This is a genomic window from Bradyrhizobium ontarionense (genome assembly GCF_021088345.1).
Lineage (GTDB): Bacteria > Pseudomonadota > Alphaproteobacteria > Rhizobiales > Xanthobacteraceae > Bradyrhizobium > Bradyrhizobium ontarionense.
The window spans coordinates 7380755-7398325 of the sequence record NZ_CP088156.1 but is presented as its reverse complement, the minus strand read 5'-3'; the positions used below and the strand labels follow the sequence as shown (position 1 = coordinate 7398325).

The following is a 17571-nucleotide window of genomic DNA, read 5'->3' as shown; positions in this document are numbered from 1 at the left end:
ACGACGGCCGTTCAGATACGAAAACACCCTCCGCAAGGAGGGTGTTTTGCTCACGATCGAAGCTGTTTCAGCGGATGGTCACCGGCGGCGGCAGCGGCTGCATCGTCGCGGGCTGGGTACCGGGCACGGCGGCCTGGGCCTGAACCGGCACCTGCGCAGGCCCTGCGGCGGCAGCCGCCATGTTCTTGGTCGAGCCCGGTGCGGGGCCGCCCGGCATCACGACCACCCGGGTGCCGACCTTGACGCGCTCGAACAGATCCGAGACGTCGTCGTTCAGCATGCCGATGCAGCCGGACGAGACGAACTTGCCGATCGTCGACGGCTGGTTGGTGCCGTGGATGCGATACACGGTCGAACCGAGATACATCGCGCGGGCGCCGAGCGGATTGCCCGGACCACCGGCCATGAACCGCGGCAGGTAGGGCTGGCGCTCGATCATCTCGCTCGGCGGGTACCAGTCCGGCCACTCGGTCTTCTTGGTGATCTTCTGCACGCCGGTCCAGGTGAAGCCTTCACGGCCGACGCGGACGCCGTAGCGCATCGCGCGCCCGTTCCCGAGCACCAGATAGAGATAGGTATTGGGCGTATCGACAACGATCGTCCCCGCCGGCTCCTTGGTGACGAAGTCGACCTCCTGTCGGCGCAGGTTCGCCGGCAGCGGCGCTGGAGCCGCATCCGGCTGCTCTTCGGGCGGCAGCGCGGCCACCGTCATCGGCCGGTCAGCGCCGGCCGGCGGCTGCACGGCACCAGTTGCGGCCGCAGCACCACCCACCGCACCCGGCGGACGCGGAGCAGCGGCATCGCCACCCGGCGCGCTGTTGCCATAGGCGCCGCCGTAAGCCTGCTGGCCCGACGCGGGGCGATCGGCATAGATGACCGGCGGCGGCCCCGCCGGGCGGCCATAGCGTGGATCATCCGGAGACATGACCGGGCCGGTCGGGGCAGCCCCGTAAACCGGCGCACCGGCAGGACGGCCGTAGCGCGGATCGTCGGGCGACAACACCGGTCCCGGCGGCGGCAACGCGGCCGAGTTGCCGGGCATGTCCTCGTCATCGACCGCGTCGAAATCCGGGCTCTGGCCGCGGACATCGCCCGGGTAAGGCGTAGGAGCGGGCGAATAGGCGCCCGGGGCGGTCTGATAGACCTGCTGTGCCTCGGCAAACGGAATTACCGCCACGCCCGCTGCCGCGACCGCGCAAACCGTCAGGATTTGTCTGATCATCATTGCCCTTGTAGTATCCCCAAGCCGCCGATTGGGATCCTTGATCCGCCAAATGGCCGAAGATAGCGGCGCATTCAAGACAATTCCGGCCACCGCGGTCCCATTTCGGCAATTTGTGATCGCATCTCCGTCGTTGCACGGAAGTCTCACGCCGCCGAAAAAGTGCAGCCGAGCGGACGCAGGACGCATTGATGCCTCGATTTGCCGAGCGAGCCGGAACACTTTCGGTATTCTGAACTCAGCCTGATTCGCGATGCACGGCAGAAGCCGGCACCGTCGTGAACGCGGCCATTCCCTGTGATCACCGCGTTCCCCAATGGCTCGTAGGTCTCGGCAGCCCGCTGCCGTGGCGAGAGTTTCCGTCAATGCTTCCCGGCTTTCGTTTCCTCGTCGCCGCGATCGTCTTTTCCATCTCTCTCACCGTCTTCGGCATGGGCGCTGCTGCCCTCCTGCGCGCCGCCCATGAGCAGTTCGCCAGCAACTCGTCCTGGCATTCGACCCAGGCGGCCGGATTTACGACGTTCCTGCCGCCGGCCGAACCCGCGCCGGTTCTGGCGGTGCTGCGGGTCGAACCGAGCCCGGCTCAACCGCCGACGCCGCCATCCGACATGGTCGAAGCACCACCCGAGGCGACCGTGCCGGCCGAGCAGCCGAGTACGCCCGCGGCAATCGCGTCGGTTCCAGAGAACTCGGTTCCAGAGACTGTTGCCGTGATCGCCACCATCGACCCTCCTGCGCTGCCGACGCCATCGCTTCCGGCCGAGACGATCGATATGGCCAATGCCTCCATCCCGCCCAGGACAGTCACAGCGCTGGACGATCGGATCGAGAGTGCCAAGCCGGACCGCATGAACTCCGCCATGGCCCCCGCGATTGCGATCGCGGTCGACAAGGCATCCGACAAATCGAGATTGGACAGCGCTCCAGAAACTGCGGCCTCGGTCGTCTCGGCGGCCTCGCACGATGTTCCGGTCGCAGCTTCGCCAGTCCCTCAGGTCCTCGCCAGCGCCGATCCGGCGATGGCCCCGGCGATATCGCCTTCGCCAGCTCCGACCGCGCCCGCACTTGACCCCATCGCGGCCAAGCTGGCTGCGCTCGCCGAACAGCCGGCCCACCAGGACAAGCCCGCAGCGAGCGAACATCGCGCCTCTGTGAAGATCGCGAGCTTGCAGTTGCGCCGAAGCGTCATGAAGAAGCGCCAGGCCCGCGAGAAGCAGATTGCGGCGCGGCGCGCCAATCAGCGGCGCGTCGCGCAGCGGGTACGGGCGGCACGGCAGGCGGCGGCGGCTCAGCAGCAACAGCAGCCATTTCCGGATCCATTCGGACAGCAGCCCGGCTTCGGCCAGCCGCAGGCCGTCGGCCAGCAGGCCGCCGGACCGCGAACACGATAGCGATAAATTAGAGGGGCACGCCGATCAGGCCGGCCCGGTTGCGACCGGCGGGCCATTCTCGAGGCCCCATTCGGACCAGGAGCCGTCATAGAGCGCGGTCTCGCGGATGCCGAGACGATAGAGCGCCAGCGTCAGAACGGCTGCCGACACGCCGGAGCCGCAGGACGTGGCGATCGGCTTCGCCAGATCGACGCCGGCCGTCGCGAAGGCCTTGCGCAACTCGTCGAGCGGCTTCATCAGGCCGGTCGTGGCGTCGAACAGCTCCGCATAAGGCAGATTGCGGCTGCCGGGAATGTGGCCGGACCGTAGGCCGGCCCGGGGCTCTGCGACCTCGCCGGCGAAACGCGGCGCCTGGCGGGCGTCGATCACCTGCTCGGCATTGTCAGCGAGATTGGCGACCATCTGCTCAATCCTGCGCACGCGCGCTGCGTCGAAGCTCGCACTGTAGGTGCCAAGCGCCGGCGTGACCTGACCGCTGTCGACCGGCCGCCCCTCGGCCATCCACTTCTTCAGGCCGCCGTCGAGTACCCGCACGTCCTTGTGGCCGAACGACAGGAACATCCACCAGGCACGAGGGGCGGCGACCCAGCCACCGGAATCGTAGACCACCACCGTATCGGCATTGCTGACACCGAGCCGCCCCGCATCGCGCCCAAACTGCTCAGCGCTCGGATACATGTGCGGCAGCGGGTTGGAATGGTCCGAGACCTCATCGACGTCGAAGAGAACGGCGCCGGGAATGTGCGCCTTGAGATAGTCGTCCTTCGGCAGCGGCAGGACGCCCGGCATCTTGAACGTCGCGTCGAGCACCTTGATCTTGGGGTCGCCGAGACGCGCGGCGAGCCATTCGGTGGAGACGAGAGGGTCGTCGGGAGTGGTCATCGGGGCATTCCTTGTTGGTCATTCCGGAGCGTCACGCAGAGCGCGGCGAACCCGGGATCCAGAGATTGTCTTGCCAAGATATAGCGTGCCTTCCAGCGTCGCCAACGATCGTCATGGCCGGACTCGATCCGGCCATCCATCTTTCTCAGAGCGCTGGACACGCGGGTCAAGCCCGCGTGTGACGGGCATTACTTCTTCTTCGGCGCCCACACCTCCACCGGTCCGCCGGCCTCGCGCCACGCCGCGAAACCTCCGCCGATATGAGCGACCGGCTTCAGCCCCATGTCCTGCGCGGTCTTGGCCGCGAGCGCCGAACGCAGGCCGCCGGCGCAATGGAAGATGAACATCTTGTCCTCTTGAAAGACCGGCTTGGCATAGGGGCTCTGCGGATCGATCCAGAACTCCAGCATGCCGCGGGTGCAGGAGAATGCACCGGGAATCCTGCCCTCGCGTTCGATCTCCCGCGGATCCCGGATGTCGACGATCACGACATCGTCGCGCCTGGCCGCCTCGATCGCGTCAGCCGCAGAGAGCGTCTCGATCGCGGCATTGGCTTCGTCGAGCAGCGCCTTGATGCCGCGAGTGATGGTCTGGGGCATGTCGTCTTTCCCTCGTCTTGGCTCTTGGCGCGTCATCGCTATCCCGTACGGCGGTCGCGACAGCGGCCCAATCCGGAATCTCGATCAGCAACACAAGCTCGCGCTTCCGGATCAGCCGCTTCGCGGCTGTCCGGAATGATGGTGGATCTGGCCTACCGCACCAGCTCCTTCATCGCCCCTTCCAGGCCCTCGATCGTGATCGGATACATGCGCTCGGAGAAGATGCGGCGGATCAGCGTGGTGGATTCCGAATAGTCCCAGTGCTTCTGCGCCACCGGGTTGAGCCACACCGCGTGCGGATAGGTGCGGATGACGCGATCGAGCCACACCGAACCCGGCTCCTCGTTGACGTGCTCGACCGAGCCGCCGGGCACCATGATTTCGTAAGGCGACATCGAGGCGTCGCCGACGAACACCACCTTGTAGTCGTGCGGGTATTTGTGCAGCACGTCCCAGGTCGGCGTCCGGTCGGAAAATCGCCGCTTGTTCTGCTTCCACACGCCCTCGTAGAGGCAGTTGTGGAAGTAGAAATATTCCATGTGCTTGAATTCGGTCTTTGCAGCCGAGAACAGCTCTTCGACCTGCGCGACATGGGAGTCCATCGAGCCGCCGATGTCGAAGAACACCAGCACCTTGACCGCGTTGCGCCGCTCGGGCCGCATGTGCACGTCGAGATAGCCGTGGCTGGCGGTCTCGCGGATCGTGGTGTCGAGGTCGAGCTCGTCGGGCGCGCCGGTGCGGGCGAACTTGCGCAGGCGGCGCAGCGCCACCTTGATGTTACGGATGCCGAGCTCGACATTGCCGTCGAGATCCTTGAACTCGCGGCGGTCCCACACCTTCACGGCGCGGTTGTTGCGGTTCTTGTCCTGGCCGATGCGCACGCCTTCGGGGTGGTAGCCATAGGCCCCGAACGGCGAGGTGCCGGCGGTGCCGATCCATTTGCTGCCGCCCTGATGGCGACCCTTCTGCTCTTCCAGGCGCTTCTTCAGGGTCTCCATGAGCTTGTCCCAGCCCATGGCCTCGATCTGCTTCTTTTCCTCCTCGGTGAGGTATTTTTCGGCCAGCTTCTTCAGCCACTCCTCGGGGATCTCAGCCTTCTCCATCGCATCGAGAAGGTTCTCCAGGCCCTTGAACACGGTACCGAAGACACGATCGAACTTGTCCAGATTGCGCTCGTCCTTCACCAGCGCCGTTCGCGACAGATAGTAGAAGTTCTCGACCGAGTGCTCGGCGAGATCGGCGTCAACAGCCTCCATCAGCGTGAGATATTCACGCAAGGAGACCGGGACCTGCGCGTCGCGCAGTGCTGTGAAGAATTGCAGGAACATGCCCATTAGATCGCGCGGCCGGGAGGGCGCGTCAAGGGCCGCGCCGATCGACCGGCCTGGACCGGCGGGCATTTTGCTTTACAATCGACGGAACACGCATTCTGAATGGGGTTTCCTATGGGTATTCTGGCGGCACTCATCATCGGCGCGATCGCCGGCTGGCTCGCTGGCCTGATCGTCCGCGGTGCCGGTTTCGGCCTGATCGGCAACATGGTGATCGGCATCATCGGCGCGCTGGTCGCAAGCTATGTACTGCCGGCCCTCCACATCGCGCTGGCGAGCGGCACGCTCGGGGCGATCCTCGACGCCACCGTCGGCGCCGTGATCGTGCTCGTGATCCTGTCGCTGATCCGGCGCGCTTGATTATTTCCTCTTCCAATGGCAGCCATCATGTCAAAGCCGCAGCGGCCGTTGCCGCTGCGTAGCCACTCAACACAAGTCCGACCGAGAAGCGAGGCGCGATGAAATTTACCGGCACCCAGGACTACGTCGCCACCGACGACCTCAAAGTGGCCGTCAACGCGGCGATCGTGCTTGAGCGCCCGCTCCTGGTGAAGGGTGAGCCCGGCACCGGCAAGACCGTGCTGGCCGAGGAAATCGCGAAAGCCGTCAACGCGCCGCTGCTCACCTGGCACATCAAGTCGACCACCAAGGCGCAGCAGGGTCTCTACGAATACGACGCGGTGTCGCGGCTGCGCGACAGCCAGCTCGGCGACTCCCGAGTGTCCGACATCAAGAACTACATCAAGCGCGGCAAGCTATGGGAAGCCTTCACCGCCGAGCAGCGCCCGGTGCTGCTGATCGACGAGATCGACAAGGCCGACATCGAATTCCCCAACGATCTGCTGCTCGAGCTCGACCGGATGGAATTCCACGTCTACGAAACCAACGAGACCATCAAGGCCGCGCTGCGCCCGATCGTCATCATCACCTCCAACAACGAGAAGGAGCTGCCGGACGCGTTCCTGCGCCGCTGCTTCTTCCACTACATCAAATTCCCGGATGCCGACACGATGAACCGCATCGTCGACGTCCACTTCCCGAATATCAAGAAGCGGCTGGTCGAGGAGGCGCTGCGCATCTTCTTCGAGGTGCGCGACGTGCCGGGCCTGAAGAAGAAGCCATCGACCTCCGAGTTGCTCGACTGGCTCAAGCTCCTGCTCAACGAGGACATCGGCCCCGAGCAGCTGCGCGAGCGCGACCCGCGCAAGCTGATCCCGCCGCTGCACGGCGCGCTCTTGAAGAACGAGCAGGACGTGCATCTGTTCGAGCGGCTGGCGTTCCTGAGCCGGCGAGAGGTCTGACACTTTCGGCTTTGGTCGGGCTGCCCCGCGCGCGCACGCGCTCGCCCGGTCAGCTTCCGACCATCCGTCCGAGCGCGCGCATGATCCCGTCGACCGCGATCGGCTTCTCGCAGCGAAGAATGTTCGAGAACCGATCTGGAATGATCGACTCGTCGTAGCCCGTCGTGAACACGAAGGGGACGCCGCGTTCGACCAGCAGATCCGCCACCGGAAACGCCATCTCGCCGTGCAGGTTGACGTCGAGAACGGCGCCTTCGATCCGCCCCGCGCGCTTGATCAGGGCAAGCGCGTCAGGGACGGTTCCGACCGGGCCCAAGACCATGCCGCCTGCGCCGCCGAATGCGCAGCGCAGCTCGTCGGCAAGCATGTATTCGTCCTCGACGATGAGGATATGACGGTCGCGAAGCGAGCGTTCAGGCATGCTCATCCAGCTCCAGCGTTGTGAGTGAGACAGGAATCGAAATCGTGCGGCTGAGACCATCGGGCGCGAACGTGTATGAGGCCGCGGCGCTGAGCTGATAGGACAAGGCCTGCTCGATCGGCTCGCGCTCCTGTCCCGTGCCGACGGGCGGCGGCGCATTGACGCCGCTCTCCCGCCGGTCAACGTGCCGCCAGGGTCTTTCGTCAGCGCCGTCGCGCTCGAGCATCTGCGTGTCTGCGCGGACGGCGTCCGAATGCTCGTTCACTCGCTGCCCCTTTTCCGTCACATCGTACCGTGAGAGGCGAGGATGCGCCAAGCACCAACCTCTCATTGTCGACAGCGGCTTCGGTGGAACCGGCAGCAGCCTGAGTTCCACGTTCCGGGGAACCATCCACAGCCGATCCGGAACACGGGACAAAGCCTGCCGCGGCGCTCGACGCGCCGGCTCCGGCTTGTTAAGCGCGCTCCTCTGCGAGAAGCGCGTTTGAGTCGGGGCACATGACCGTTGCAATCGAGATGGGGCAGACGGCGGCGGGATCGCCTGCGGCCCTGGACCTCGAGGAACTCTTGGCGACCCGCCTCCTCGTGCAGGGCAATTCCGGCTCCGGCAAATCGCATCTGCTGCGACGGCTGCTGGAGCAGAGCGCGCCCTGGGTGCAGCAGACGATCATCGATCCCGAGGGCGACTTCGTCACGCTGGCCGAGCGCTTCGGCCATCTCGTGATCGCGGCCGAGGACCACACCGAGCGCGCCCTGCAGGTCGCCGGCGAGCGGGCCCGCATCCACCGCGTCTCCACCGTGCTCAACCTCGAGGGGCTCGACGCCGAGAATCAGATGCGCCGCGCGGCCGCCTTTCTCAACGGCCTGTTCGAAATTTCGCGCGACCACTGGTACCCGATGCTCGTCGTCGTCGACGAGGCCCAGTTGTTCGCGCCGGCCGTCGCCGGCGAGGTCTCCGACGAGGCGCGCAAGGCCTCGCTCGGCGCGATGACCAACCTGATGTGCCGCGGCCGCAAGCGCGGGCTCGCCGGCGTGATCGCCACGCAGCGGCTGGCGAAGCTTGCCAAGAACGTCGCGGCCGAGGCCTCGAACTTTCTGATGGGCCGCACCTTCCTCGACATCGACATGGCCCGCGCCGCCGACCTGCTCGGCATGGAGCGGCGCCAGGCCGAGGCCTTTCGCGACCTCGAGCGCGGCCAGTTCATGGCGCTCGGCCCCGCGCTGTCGCGCCGGCCGCTGGGCCTGCGCATCGGTCCCACCGACACCAAGCCACGCAATGCGACGCCGCGGCTGATGCCGCTGCCGGAGGCATCGCTCGAGGACGCCCGCGCGGTGATCCTCGCGGCGCCGCCGCCCGAGACGACCGCGCGGCCGCAGCGCAAGCCGCAGCCGGAGCTGCTCGACCAGCTGATGGCGGCGAAGTCCGCCGCACTCGAGCTGCGCCCCGAGCCGCCGCCCCCTGAAGTCAGCGAGGAGGAGCTCGCCGAGCGCCGCGCCCGTGTCGAGCGCGTGCTGCGCGCGGTGCTGGCCGAGCCCGACGCCGGCTTCCGCGCCGTCGGCGTGCTGTACCAGGAATTCGTCGTCCGCTGCCGCATCGAGGGGCTGGGCACGGCCGTGCCCGACCTCAACGACTTCCGCCGCATGCTGACGCGTGCGCGGGCCGGCCTCGGCGGCGACGATGCGGCCGACGACGCAGGCTGGCAGGACGTGTCGCTGCGCGCCTCGCTGCTCCCTGAGGACATGCAGGGCGTGTTCATGATGATCGCCCGCGCCGCCAAGGACGGACGGCCCTGCCCCAGCGACGCGGCGATCGCCCGCGCCTACGGCTCGCATTCGCTGCGCCGCGCCCAGCGCCTGCTGACCTATATCGAGGACCAGGGCCTCATCGTCTGCCAGCTCGACGGTGCCGGCCGGCGCATCGTGACCCTGGTCGAGCTCGCATGGGCGACGGCGCCCGGCGATCCCAATGCCGACGACGCAACCCCCGAAGGTCTCGTCGCTTCCTCGTCGTGAGGATGCGCCCGGATCGCTCCGGGCGCATCCGATATTGGCCGCGATCAGGTCGCAGCGATCTTGCCCATCGCCGGATCGCTGATGCTGGGCCGACCATTCTCGACATGACCCGCGAGCTGCCAGTTGAAGCCGGCGTCGGTGTCGGCGGTCACGGTCAGGTCGTACCAGCCATGGGTCTGCTGCAGACGGACCTGAGTCTCCAGCCGCTGGCCACGCTGCAGGCGATGACGTTCGCTGCGCCCGGTGTAGTTGTCGGCCAGCGTCACGACGCAGCTTCCGCCCTTGTTGGTCAGCGCGATCGCGAGGCTGCGTGCATCATCGCCGTCTTCCCACTCACAGAGATGGACGGTGTCGACATCGACCAGCGCGGCGGTCGAGGCCACGCCGCCCTTGAAGTGGCGGAAGAAGCCGTTCGGACCGTGGACCGACAGGTCATACTGGCCGGCGCTGGCGGCGAGGTCCCACACGCCGCGCAGCGACTTGCCGGCCTCGACCGTGTAGCTCCACGGACCGCTCGCGGTGTTGCCGGAGCGGACGTGGAAGCAGACGCCCGCCTGCCCCGGATTGGCGAACCGGATCGCGAACGTCTTCTGAGCGGCATCGGCATCGCCGTCGACCCTGAGATCGTAGGGCAGCGCGCGCGCCGGGCGAATGCCCGGCTCCTGCTGCGGTATCGCCTGCTTGGCCGGCGGCACCGGGTGATAGTCGTCGAAGCGGGCGCCGGAGGTGATGTCCGCCACCGGCGGCTTGAAGCCGGCCGTGCTCGGCAGCGGCGCCATGCCTTCGTTGGGCGAGGTGAAGTTGAAGGCCGAGGTGAGATCGCCGCTCACCGCCCGCCGCCACGCCGGGATGTTGGTCTCGAACAGATCGGGCGCCTTGTGATGAAAGCGGCGCTCGATGAAACGAATCACCGAGGTGTGGTCGAACACTTCCGAGCACACGAAGCCGCCGCGCGACCAGGGCGACACGACCAGCATCGGCACGCGAACGCCGAGGCCATAGGGACCGGCGACATGATTGCCGTCGCCGGCAAACAGATCGCTCTTGACATCGACGGTCGACTGGCCATGGGCCTGCGACATCGCCGGATACGGACCGACGACATGATCGAAGAAGCCGCCGCCTTCATCATAGTTGATGAGCAGTGCGGTCTTGCTCCACAGCTCCGGATTCGAGGTCAGGATGTCGAGCACCTTGGAGATGTACCAGGCGCCCGGCCCCGGCAGCCAGTTCGGATGCTCGCTGAAGGCCTCGGGCGCTGCGATCCACGACACCTGCGGCAAGGTGCCGTTGCGCACGTCGTTGCGAAGCCCGTCGAACAGATTCTCGAACGTGCCGCCATTGGCGATGTTGCTGCCGCGCAGCGCCTTCTCATACAGCGGGCTGCCCGGCTGCGAATTCTGGTACTGGTGGAAATAGAGCAGCGAGTTGTCGCCGAAATTGCCGATCCACGGATTTTCAGTCCAGCCCCAGAAGCCGGCCGCCGTCAGACCGACGCCAACGTCCTGATAGACCTTCCAGGAGATGCCGGCCTTCTCCAGACGCTCCGGAAACGTGGTCCAGTCGTAACCGGCCTCGGCATTGGTGATGACCGGACCACCGCCCTTGCCGTCATTGCCGTCCCAGCCGGTCCACAGATAATAGCGATTAGGGTCGGTCGGCCCCATGACCGAGCAGAAGTAGGAATCGCAGACCGTGAAGGCGTCCGCCAGCGCATAGTGCCAGGGCAGATCCTGCCGGTTCATGCAGGTCATGGTCGTGGTGCCCTTGTTGGCGACCCACTTGTCGTAGTTACCGTTGTTCCAGGCCTTCTGACCGTCGTTCCAGCCATGCGCCACATCCTCGACATAGACCGAGCCGGCGTTGTCGACGCGGAACGGCATCACCGACCCGGCGCCGTTCGGCTGCTGCCACACCGGATTGCCGCCGGGCAGCGTCACGGCGCGCGGATCGTTGAAGCCGCGCACGCCACGCATCGCGCCGAAGTAATGATCGAAGGCGCGGTTCTCCTGCATCAGCACCACGATGTGCTTGACATCCTCGATGCTGCCGTGGCGGTTGAACGCCGGAATGGCGTGAGCCCGCTCGATGCTCTGGCCAAGCGCTGCGGTCGCGGCCGACGCTCCGAGCAGCCGCAGGAACTCGCGCCGGTTGTGCGCGATAGTGTTCGACATCTCGTTCATTCCCCAAGTGATGATGGTGTCGAGCGACTTAGGTCGGCGCGTTAACAGCCGCGTGACCGGGCGGTTAAGGATGTGTGGCAAGGTTTTGACAGCGGCCGCGGAAGCGGCCTCGCGGCGGACCGCCGTGGGTCCGGCGCAGCGGTCGCGCGCACCGCGATGGCCCTTGCGCTGGAGACGAAAAGCTGAATGATCCGCTTGGTTTGAGGCGACGAAAGGCCCCGGTTGGCCACCGGCCGGGCGCCTTGCGGTGTTGAGGATGGTGCGCCTATGCCGACGTTGACGCAGCAAGAGCCGGGCCTCCAGGAGGCGCCGGGATTGATATGGCTGCATGTCGTGTCCAATGCCTTCATCGCCTGCGCCTTCTTCACGATCGCCATCGTTGTCGGCATGTTCCTGTGGCGGCGCTGGCATGACATCATGTTCCGCGGCGTCTTCATCTCGATCACGTCGTATGGCGTGGTCGGCGGCATCGGGCGCCTGCTCTCGCTCGCCACCCCGTGGATCGACGTCGGCGCCGCCACGGACGTCTTCGACGCCGTGCTGGCCCTGATGTCGGTCGCCCTCATCGCCGCGCTGCTGAAGATGCTGCCGCAGATCCTGGTGCTGCCGACCCGCATCACGCTGCAGAAGGCCTATGCGCAGCTCGAGGAGGAGATCCGGCAGCGCCGCGCCGCCGAGGCCATGGTCCAGCGCTTTCAGGAGATCGAGGCCAACGAGGCCCAGGTCCGCCAGGCGCAGAAGATGGAGGCGATCGGCCAGCTCACCGGCGGCGTCGCGCATGACTTCAACAACATCCTGACCGTCATCACCGGAACGATCGAGATCCTCGCCGACGCGGTCAAGGACAAGCCGCAGCTTGCCGGCATCGCCAACATGATCAGCGCCGCCGCCGACCGCGGCGCCGACCTGACCCGGCATCTGCTCGCCTTCTCGCGCCGGCAGCCGCTGCAGCCGCGCGCGACCGACATCAATGCGCTCGTCGTCGAGGCGGGCCGTCTGCTGCGCCCCACGCTCGGCGAGCAGATCGAGATCGAATCGATGCTGGCCTATGACAGCGCGCCGGCGCTGATCGACCCGAGCCAGCTCTCGACGGCGATCCTCAACCTCGCGCTGAATGCGCGCGACGCGATGCCCGAGGGCGGCAAGCTGACCCTGGAGACCAAGAACGTCACTCTCGACGACGACTATGCGCAGCTGAACCGCGATGCCAAGCCCGGGAGTTACGTCATGATCGCGGTCAGCGACACCGGCCAGGGCATTCCCGCCGCGCTGCTCCACAAGGTCTTCGAGCCGTTCTTCACCACCAAGGACGTCGGCAAGGGCTCGGGCCTCGGGCTGAGCATGGTCTATGGCTTCGTCAAGCAGTCGAACGGCCACGTCAAGATCTACAGCGAGGAAGGTCACGGCACCACGGTGAAGCTCTATCTGCCGCGGGCCGCCGGCGCGCCGGAGCTGCCTGCCGCCGACACCAGCCGGCCGGCTGTCGCACGCGGCGACGAGACCATCCTGATCGTCGAGGACGACGCGCTGGTGCGCGACTACGTCGTCGCGCAGGTGCGCCGCCTCGGCTATCGCACGCTCGCTGCGAGCAACGCCGCCGAGGGCCTGGTGCTGATCGACAATCCCGAGCGCATCGATCTGCTGTTCACCGACGTGATCATCCCCGGCGGCATGAACGGCCGCCAGCTCGCCATCGAGGCCGCGAAGCGACGCCCTGGCCTGAAAGTGCTGTACACCTCCGGCTACACCGAGAACGCGATCGTGCATCACGGCCGCCTCGATGCCGATGTGCTGCTGCTGGCGAAGCCGTATGTCAGCGCGGACCTCGCGCGCATGATCAGGACGGCGCTGGAGGCGTGAGGCTTTCGCAGCGCCCGCCGCACACTCAGTGTCGTCCCGGGCAAGTCCGATAACGCGTAGCGTTGGCGGACGCTGACCCGGGACCCATACACCGCGGCGGACGTGGCTGGACGCGATCGATCGACCATCGTGCCTCGAACATCTCCCTGGGGTTATGGGTCCCGGATCGGCGCACGCGTGCCGCGCGCTTGTCCGGGACGACGGTTGAGTGATTGATCGGCACCTTGGCCCCCGTCGTCAGTGCCATCGAGACACGCGTTTCCATCCCGCGGCGCGCAGCGCCCGAGTGATGCGGCAGTCACGTCCCTCTCGACCAACGAGAGGGCGCAGGGAAGGCCGGGAGCTCGCCGCCCCCATGGCCCCCGTGCGGAAAGAATGCACGGGGAAGGAACCACAGGTTCGGCCGAGACATCCCGGCCCTCCCTGCGCGATGGTGTTACGGATTATACGTGGTCTCCCTGGGGATCGGCTGTCTTGCCCCCATCGCCCGCGCGTGCCGTCAAGCAACGCCTGCGAACTTGACCTCAGCATCGAGAGGCCAGGACCACACGATTTCTCCGTACGTGCCGACTGTGCTCGTCTGGCACAGCCGTCACGTCCACCGCCGCCCACCTCCACGTATCGTGACGACGCGTACGTCCCTCTGCATGAGGCGGGTTGGCAGGAGATAAGCACAGTTTCCGAAAAAACGAAAGACAAATTTTGTTGCGCGCTCGGCGCCGGACGCCTGGGACCGTCTGGAAGCCCCGTAGAGACTACCGCAACGGCCTCACCCGGCGAGGCGCTGTGGCTCCTCGGCGTCATCCGGCCTGTACTCGAGCAGGTCGCCCGGCTGACATCGCAGGACCTCGCAGATCTTCTCCAGCGTGTCGAACCGCACGCCGCGCACCTTGCCGGACTTCAGCAGCGAGACGTTCTGCTCGGTGATGCCGATGCGCTCGGCCAGCTCCTTGGAGCGCATCTTGCGCCTGGCCAGCATGACGTCGAGATTGACGATGATCGGCATGGTCAAACGATCTGGGCGTGGTCGTCGGCCAACTCGGCTGCGGCCTTGAAGATCAGCGCGAGCGCCGTGACGAACAGGGAGAACAGGACGCGAAGCAGATCGCCGGGCACGACGGTCTGAAACACTAACAACGTCGAGAGCGGCAGCTGGACATGGCTGGTCAGCACCAGCAGACCGATCTTTCGGATGACGACGTCGGCTGCGACGGCGGCCAGGCCGCTGACGCCAACGCGGCGCATCCAGATCGCCGCATCGGCCGTGAAGATCCGCCCCTCCAGATAGGTTCCGAACAGACGCCAGATGCAATAGCCTACCGCTAGGTCAGGAATCCAGACAACCAGAGTCAGGGCCAGAAACCATTCGACCTGTGTCGCCGACAGCCCGCTCATATCGGTCTTGAGGGCATACCCAAGCGCACCCGCCATGCGAGCGGGATCGATCGGAAGCCAATGCCATAAGAAAGAAACGGGGACCCATACGCTCCAAGACGCCGCAGCCAGCTGGATCGAGCGGCACAGCCATTTGATCCGGCTGCGCAGCGCGGTCTGCGCGGCAGGACCAGCGTCGAACGCGGCGTCCGCCAACATCGCACTCATCGTGTGCTCCCGGTCACAGGACCCGGAGGAAAAGCCGCAGGCCACCTCGGATCGCTTTACATTTTTATCGTAAAACGATAATTCAATCGTGTCAATCAACGCGCTGTCGTTTGCACTGCTCCGCGCGAGAAACGCCAGTGGCGTCTCAGCGCGATGTGTGCTCCCCGCGGCCGTACCGGTGTTTGCGTGAATCCATGTCGAAGCGTCCGATCGCGAGGCCCGGCCGAGTTGATTGCCCTTCCCTCCGCGTTGGAACTGCGCGCGAGCGCCGCATGCGAGCGTTCGCGATGAGACCTGCGGTGCTCGCTTTGACTCTCGTGCTGTCCGCCGCTGTTGGCAACTTGACGCCGCGTCCTGCCGCCGCCCAGAGCTTCACCTACAACCCCCGTCCGCCGAAGCCGCCGCCGCCCCGTGTCGCCAACGACAACCAGATGCTGGTGCAGGCGGCGGAGGTCGATTACGACACCAACAACTCGCGCGTGTCGGCCGTCGGCAACGTCCAGCTGTTCTACAACGGCACGTCGGTCGAGGCCGACCGGGTGATCTACGACCAGAAGACCAAGCGCCTGCATGCGGAAGGCAACATCCGCATGACCGACGCCGAGGGCAAGATCACCTACGCCAACAGCCTCGACCTGTCGGACGATTATCGCGACGGCTTCGTCGATTCGCTGCGCGTCGAGACCGAGGACCAGACGCGGATGGCGGCGACCCGCGCTGACCGTTCGAAGGGCAACACCACCGTCTTCGAGAACGGCGTGTACACCGCCTGCGCACCCTGCAAGGACGATCCGAAGAAGCCGCCGCTGTGGCAGGTCAAGGGTGCGCGCATCATCCACGACCAGACCGAGAAGATGCTCTATTTCGAGAACGCCCAGCTCGAATTCTTCGGCGTTCCGTTGGCGTACATTCCCTACTTCTCGACGCCCGATCCGACCGTCAAGCGCAAGAGCGGGTTTCTTATGCCCGGTTATACGTCTTCGACCGCTTTCGGATTCGGCGTCGACATTCCCTATTACTGGGCGATCGCGCCCGACTACGACGCGACCTTCACGCCGCGCATCACCTCCAAGCAGGGCGTGCTGATGCAGGCCGAATTCCGCCAGCGCCTGAGCAATGGCGCCTATCAGGTGCGCCTCTACGGCATCGATCAAATGAATCGCAACGCCTTCGCCGGCCAGCCCGGCGATCGCCAGTTCCGCGGCGGCATCGACACCAAGGGCCAGTTCGCGCTCAACGACAAATGGGTCTTTGGCTGGGACGGCATCCTGCTGTTCGACTACATGTTCCTGTCGGATTACCGGCTTGCGCAGTACCGCGACCCGTTCAACTCGTTCATGAGCCTGCCGACCGAGGCGATCTCGCAGCTCTATCTGACCGGCGTCGGCAGCCGCAGCTTCTTCGATATCAGGGCGATCCACTATCTGAGCCTCTCCGGCAACCAGCAGACGGTTCCGGTGGTCTATCCCGTGCTCGATTACTCGAACGTGCTGAACTATCCCGTGTTCGGCGGCGAGTTCAGCACCAAGACCAATTTCGTGAATCTGAGCCGCGAGCAGGCGTTGTTCGACCCGATCACGACCCAGGCCAACACTGCCGGCCTGTGCACGACCACCTCGGCCGATCCGCGGGCGCGGCTGCCGACGCAATGTCTGTTGCGTGCGACGCCCGGCACCTACACGCGCCTGACCGCGCAGGCGGAGTGGCGGCGGTCCTTTACTGATCCGTTGGGCCAGATCTGGACGCCGTTCGCGATCCTGCGTGCGGACGCAATCAACGCCAACGTTTCGAACCAGCCCGGTGTCGCGAACTTCCTGCCGACGGGTGACACGCAGGCGCTGCGGCTGATGCCGACGGTCGGCCTGGAATACCGCTATCCGTTCATCAACGTCCAGCCGTGGGGAACCACGACGATCGAGCCGATCGCGCAGATCATCATCCGGCCGAACGAGACCTATGCCGGCCGGCTGCCGAACGAGGACGCGCAGAGCATGGTGTTCGACGCCAGCAACCTGTTCAGCGTCGACAAGTTCTCCGGCTACGACCGCGTCGAAGGCGGCGGCCGCGCCAATGTCGGCGTGCAGGCGACCACGCAGTTCGATCGTGGCGGTACCATCAACGTGCTGTTCGGCCAGTCCTACCAGCTGTTCGGCATGAACTCGTTCGCCGTGCAGGATGCGAACAATACCGGTATCGGATCAGGCCTGGACAAGACCGTGTCGGATTACGTGGCGCGGGTCGATTATTCGCCGAACCGAACCACCACGTTCAGCATGCGCAGCCGGTTCGACCAGCAGACCATGAACGTTCAGCGCTTCGAGGCGGAAGCCAAGGCGAATTTCGATCGCTGGTCGGTGGCGCTGACCTATGGCAACTATGCCGCAGATCCGGCCCTCGGTTATCTCGATCGGCGTGAAGGCATCCTAGGCAGCGGCTCGGTCAAGGTCGCGCCGAACTGGGTGGTGACGGGTGCCGCGCGATGGGATCTCACGGCCAATACTATCAATCAGTACGTCGTTGGGGCCGGTTACGTCGACGACTGCTTCACGCTGGCTGCAAGTTATGTCACGTCGTTGAACTACGCAGTCGTTGGAGCCACGCCGCAGACCAACCAGACCGTGATGCTGACACTGGGAATGAGAACGGTCGGCAATGTCTCGCTTCCCGTTCCCGTAAACTAGCAACGCATCCAAAGTCGATGGGCACGGGGGATCCGCAACGCGACCGGCAATTCCGGCAGCCGCCCGATCGCTCACCGCTGACGGC

Annotated in this window: 15 protein-coding genes; 6 read left to right on the top strand and 9 right to left on the bottom strand. The window is 65.7% G+C overall.

Translation table 11 applies throughout. From position 1 onward, the window contains the following. Nucleotides 1-67 precede the first annotated feature (67 nt). On the bottom strand, nucleotides 68-1225 hold the full coding sequence (locus LQG66_RS32440; protein WP_231319870.1) for a L,D-transpeptidase: 1158 nt from the start codon (nucleotides 1223-1225) through the stop codon (nucleotides 68-70). A gap of 362 nt (nucleotides 1226-1587) precedes the next feature. Here LQG66_RS32440 and LQG66_RS32435 point away from each other — a divergent pair, with 362 nt between their 5' ends. Next, nucleotides 1588-2613, top strand: a complete 1026-nt coding sequence (locus LQG66_RS32435) for a hypothetical protein (protein ID WP_231319869.1) — start codon at nucleotides 1588-1590, stop codon at nucleotides 2611-2613. Between the two features lie 24 nt (nucleotides 2614-2637). On the opposite strand, the gene sseA is transcribed toward LQG66_RS32435, so the two are convergent. From sseA to LQG66_RS32420, 3 genes are all read right to left on the bottom strand, one after another. After that, complete coding sequence (sseA, locus tag LQG66_RS32430) at nucleotides 2638-3495, bottom strand: 3-mercaptopyruvate sulfurtransferase (RefSeq protein ID WP_231319868.1); 858 nt, start codon at nucleotides 3493-3495, stop codon at nucleotides 2638-2640. A gap of 188 nt (nucleotides 3496-3683) precedes the next feature. Beyond that, nucleotides 3684-4094, bottom strand: coding sequence for a rhodanese-like domain-containing protein (locus LQG66_RS32425; RefSeq protein ID WP_231319867.1), 411 nt, complete (start codon nucleotides 4092-4094; stop codon nucleotides 3684-3686). A gap of 152 nt (nucleotides 4095-4246) precedes the next feature. Next, complete coding sequence (locus LQG66_RS32420) at nucleotides 4247-5422, bottom strand: vWA domain-containing protein (protein ID WP_231319866.1); 1176 nt, start codon at nucleotides 5420-5422, stop codon at nucleotides 4247-4249. Between the two features lie 117 nt (nucleotides 5423-5539). On the opposite strand from LQG66_RS32420, the gene LQG66_RS32415 reads away from it, so the two are divergent. Beyond that, entirely contained in the window at nucleotides 5540-5785 is a 246-nt protein-coding gene (locus tag LQG66_RS32415) for a GlsB/YeaQ/YmgE family stress response membrane protein (protein WP_231319865.1), read from the top strand. A gap of 98 nt (nucleotides 5786-5883) precedes the next feature. Next, nucleotides 5884-6726 carry an AAA family ATPase gene (locus tag LQG66_RS32410; protein ID WP_231319864.1) on the top strand — a complete coding sequence of 281 codons (843 nt, stop codon included), beginning with the start codon at nucleotides 5884-5886 and terminating at the stop codon, nucleotides 6724-6726. A 49-nt stretch (nucleotides 6727-6775) separates the two neighbouring features. Here LQG66_RS32410 and LQG66_RS32405 read toward each other — a convergent pair whose 3' ends face one another. Together LQG66_RS32405 and LQG66_RS32400 are read right to left on the bottom strand one after the other, a co-directional pair. Beyond that, nucleotides 6776-7147 carry a response regulator gene (locus LQG66_RS32405; protein WP_231319863.1) on the bottom strand — a complete coding sequence of 124 codons (372 nt, stop codon included), beginning with the start codon at nucleotides 7145-7147 and terminating at the stop codon, nucleotides 6776-6778. Next, on the bottom strand, nucleotides 7140-7412 hold the full coding sequence (locus LQG66_RS32400; RefSeq protein ID WP_231319862.1) for a hypothetical protein: 273 nt from the start codon (nucleotides 7410-7412) through the stop codon (nucleotides 7140-7142). Before LQG66_RS32400 ends, LQG66_RS32405 begins: the two co-directional genes overlap by 8 nt. 233 nt (nucleotides 7413-7645) lie before the next feature. Between LQG66_RS32400 and LQG66_RS32395 the strand changes: the two genes are divergently transcribed. Beyond that, a complete protein-coding gene (locus LQG66_RS32395; protein WP_231319861.1) occupies nucleotides 7646-9160 on the top strand; it encodes a helicase HerA domain-containing protein in 1515 nt (504 codons plus the stop codon). 44 nt (nucleotides 9161-9204) lie between these two features. Here the strand turns inward: LQG66_RS32395 and LQG66_RS32390 are convergent, their stop codons facing one another. Beyond that, nucleotides 9205-11334, bottom strand: a complete 2130-nt coding sequence (locus LQG66_RS32390; protein WP_231319860.1) for a phosphocholine-specific phospholipase C — start codon at nucleotides 11332-11334, stop codon at nucleotides 9205-9207. A 276-nt stretch (nucleotides 11335-11610) separates the two neighbouring features. On the opposite strand from LQG66_RS32390, the gene LQG66_RS32385 reads away from it, so the two are divergent. Then, a complete protein-coding gene (locus LQG66_RS32385; RefSeq protein ID WP_486598883.1) occupies nucleotides 11611-13203 on the top strand; it encodes an ATP-binding protein in 1593 nt (530 codons plus the stop codon). A 769-nt stretch (nucleotides 13204-13972) separates the two neighbouring features. Here LQG66_RS32385 and LQG66_RS32380 read toward each other — a convergent pair. Together LQG66_RS32380 and LQG66_RS32375 are read right to left on the bottom strand one after the other, a co-directional pair. Beyond that, a complete protein-coding gene (locus LQG66_RS32380; RefSeq protein ID WP_009027476.1) occupies nucleotides 13973-14209 on the bottom strand; it encodes a helix-turn-helix domain-containing protein in 237 nt (78 codons plus the stop codon). 2 nt (nucleotides 14210-14211) lie between these two features. Then, nucleotides 14212-14904, bottom strand: a complete 693-nt coding sequence (locus LQG66_RS32375) for a DUF2975 domain-containing protein (RefSeq protein ID WP_231319859.1) — start codon at nucleotides 14902-14904, stop codon at nucleotides 14212-14214. A 188-nt stretch (nucleotides 14905-15092) separates the two neighbouring features. Here LQG66_RS32375 and LQG66_RS32370 point away from each other — a divergent pair, with 188 nt between their 5' ends. After that, a complete protein-coding gene (locus LQG66_RS32370; protein ID WP_425601265.1) occupies nucleotides 15093-17486 on the top strand; it encodes an LPS-assembly protein LptD in 2394 nt (797 codons plus the stop codon). Nucleotides 17487-17571 lie beyond the last annotated feature (85 nt).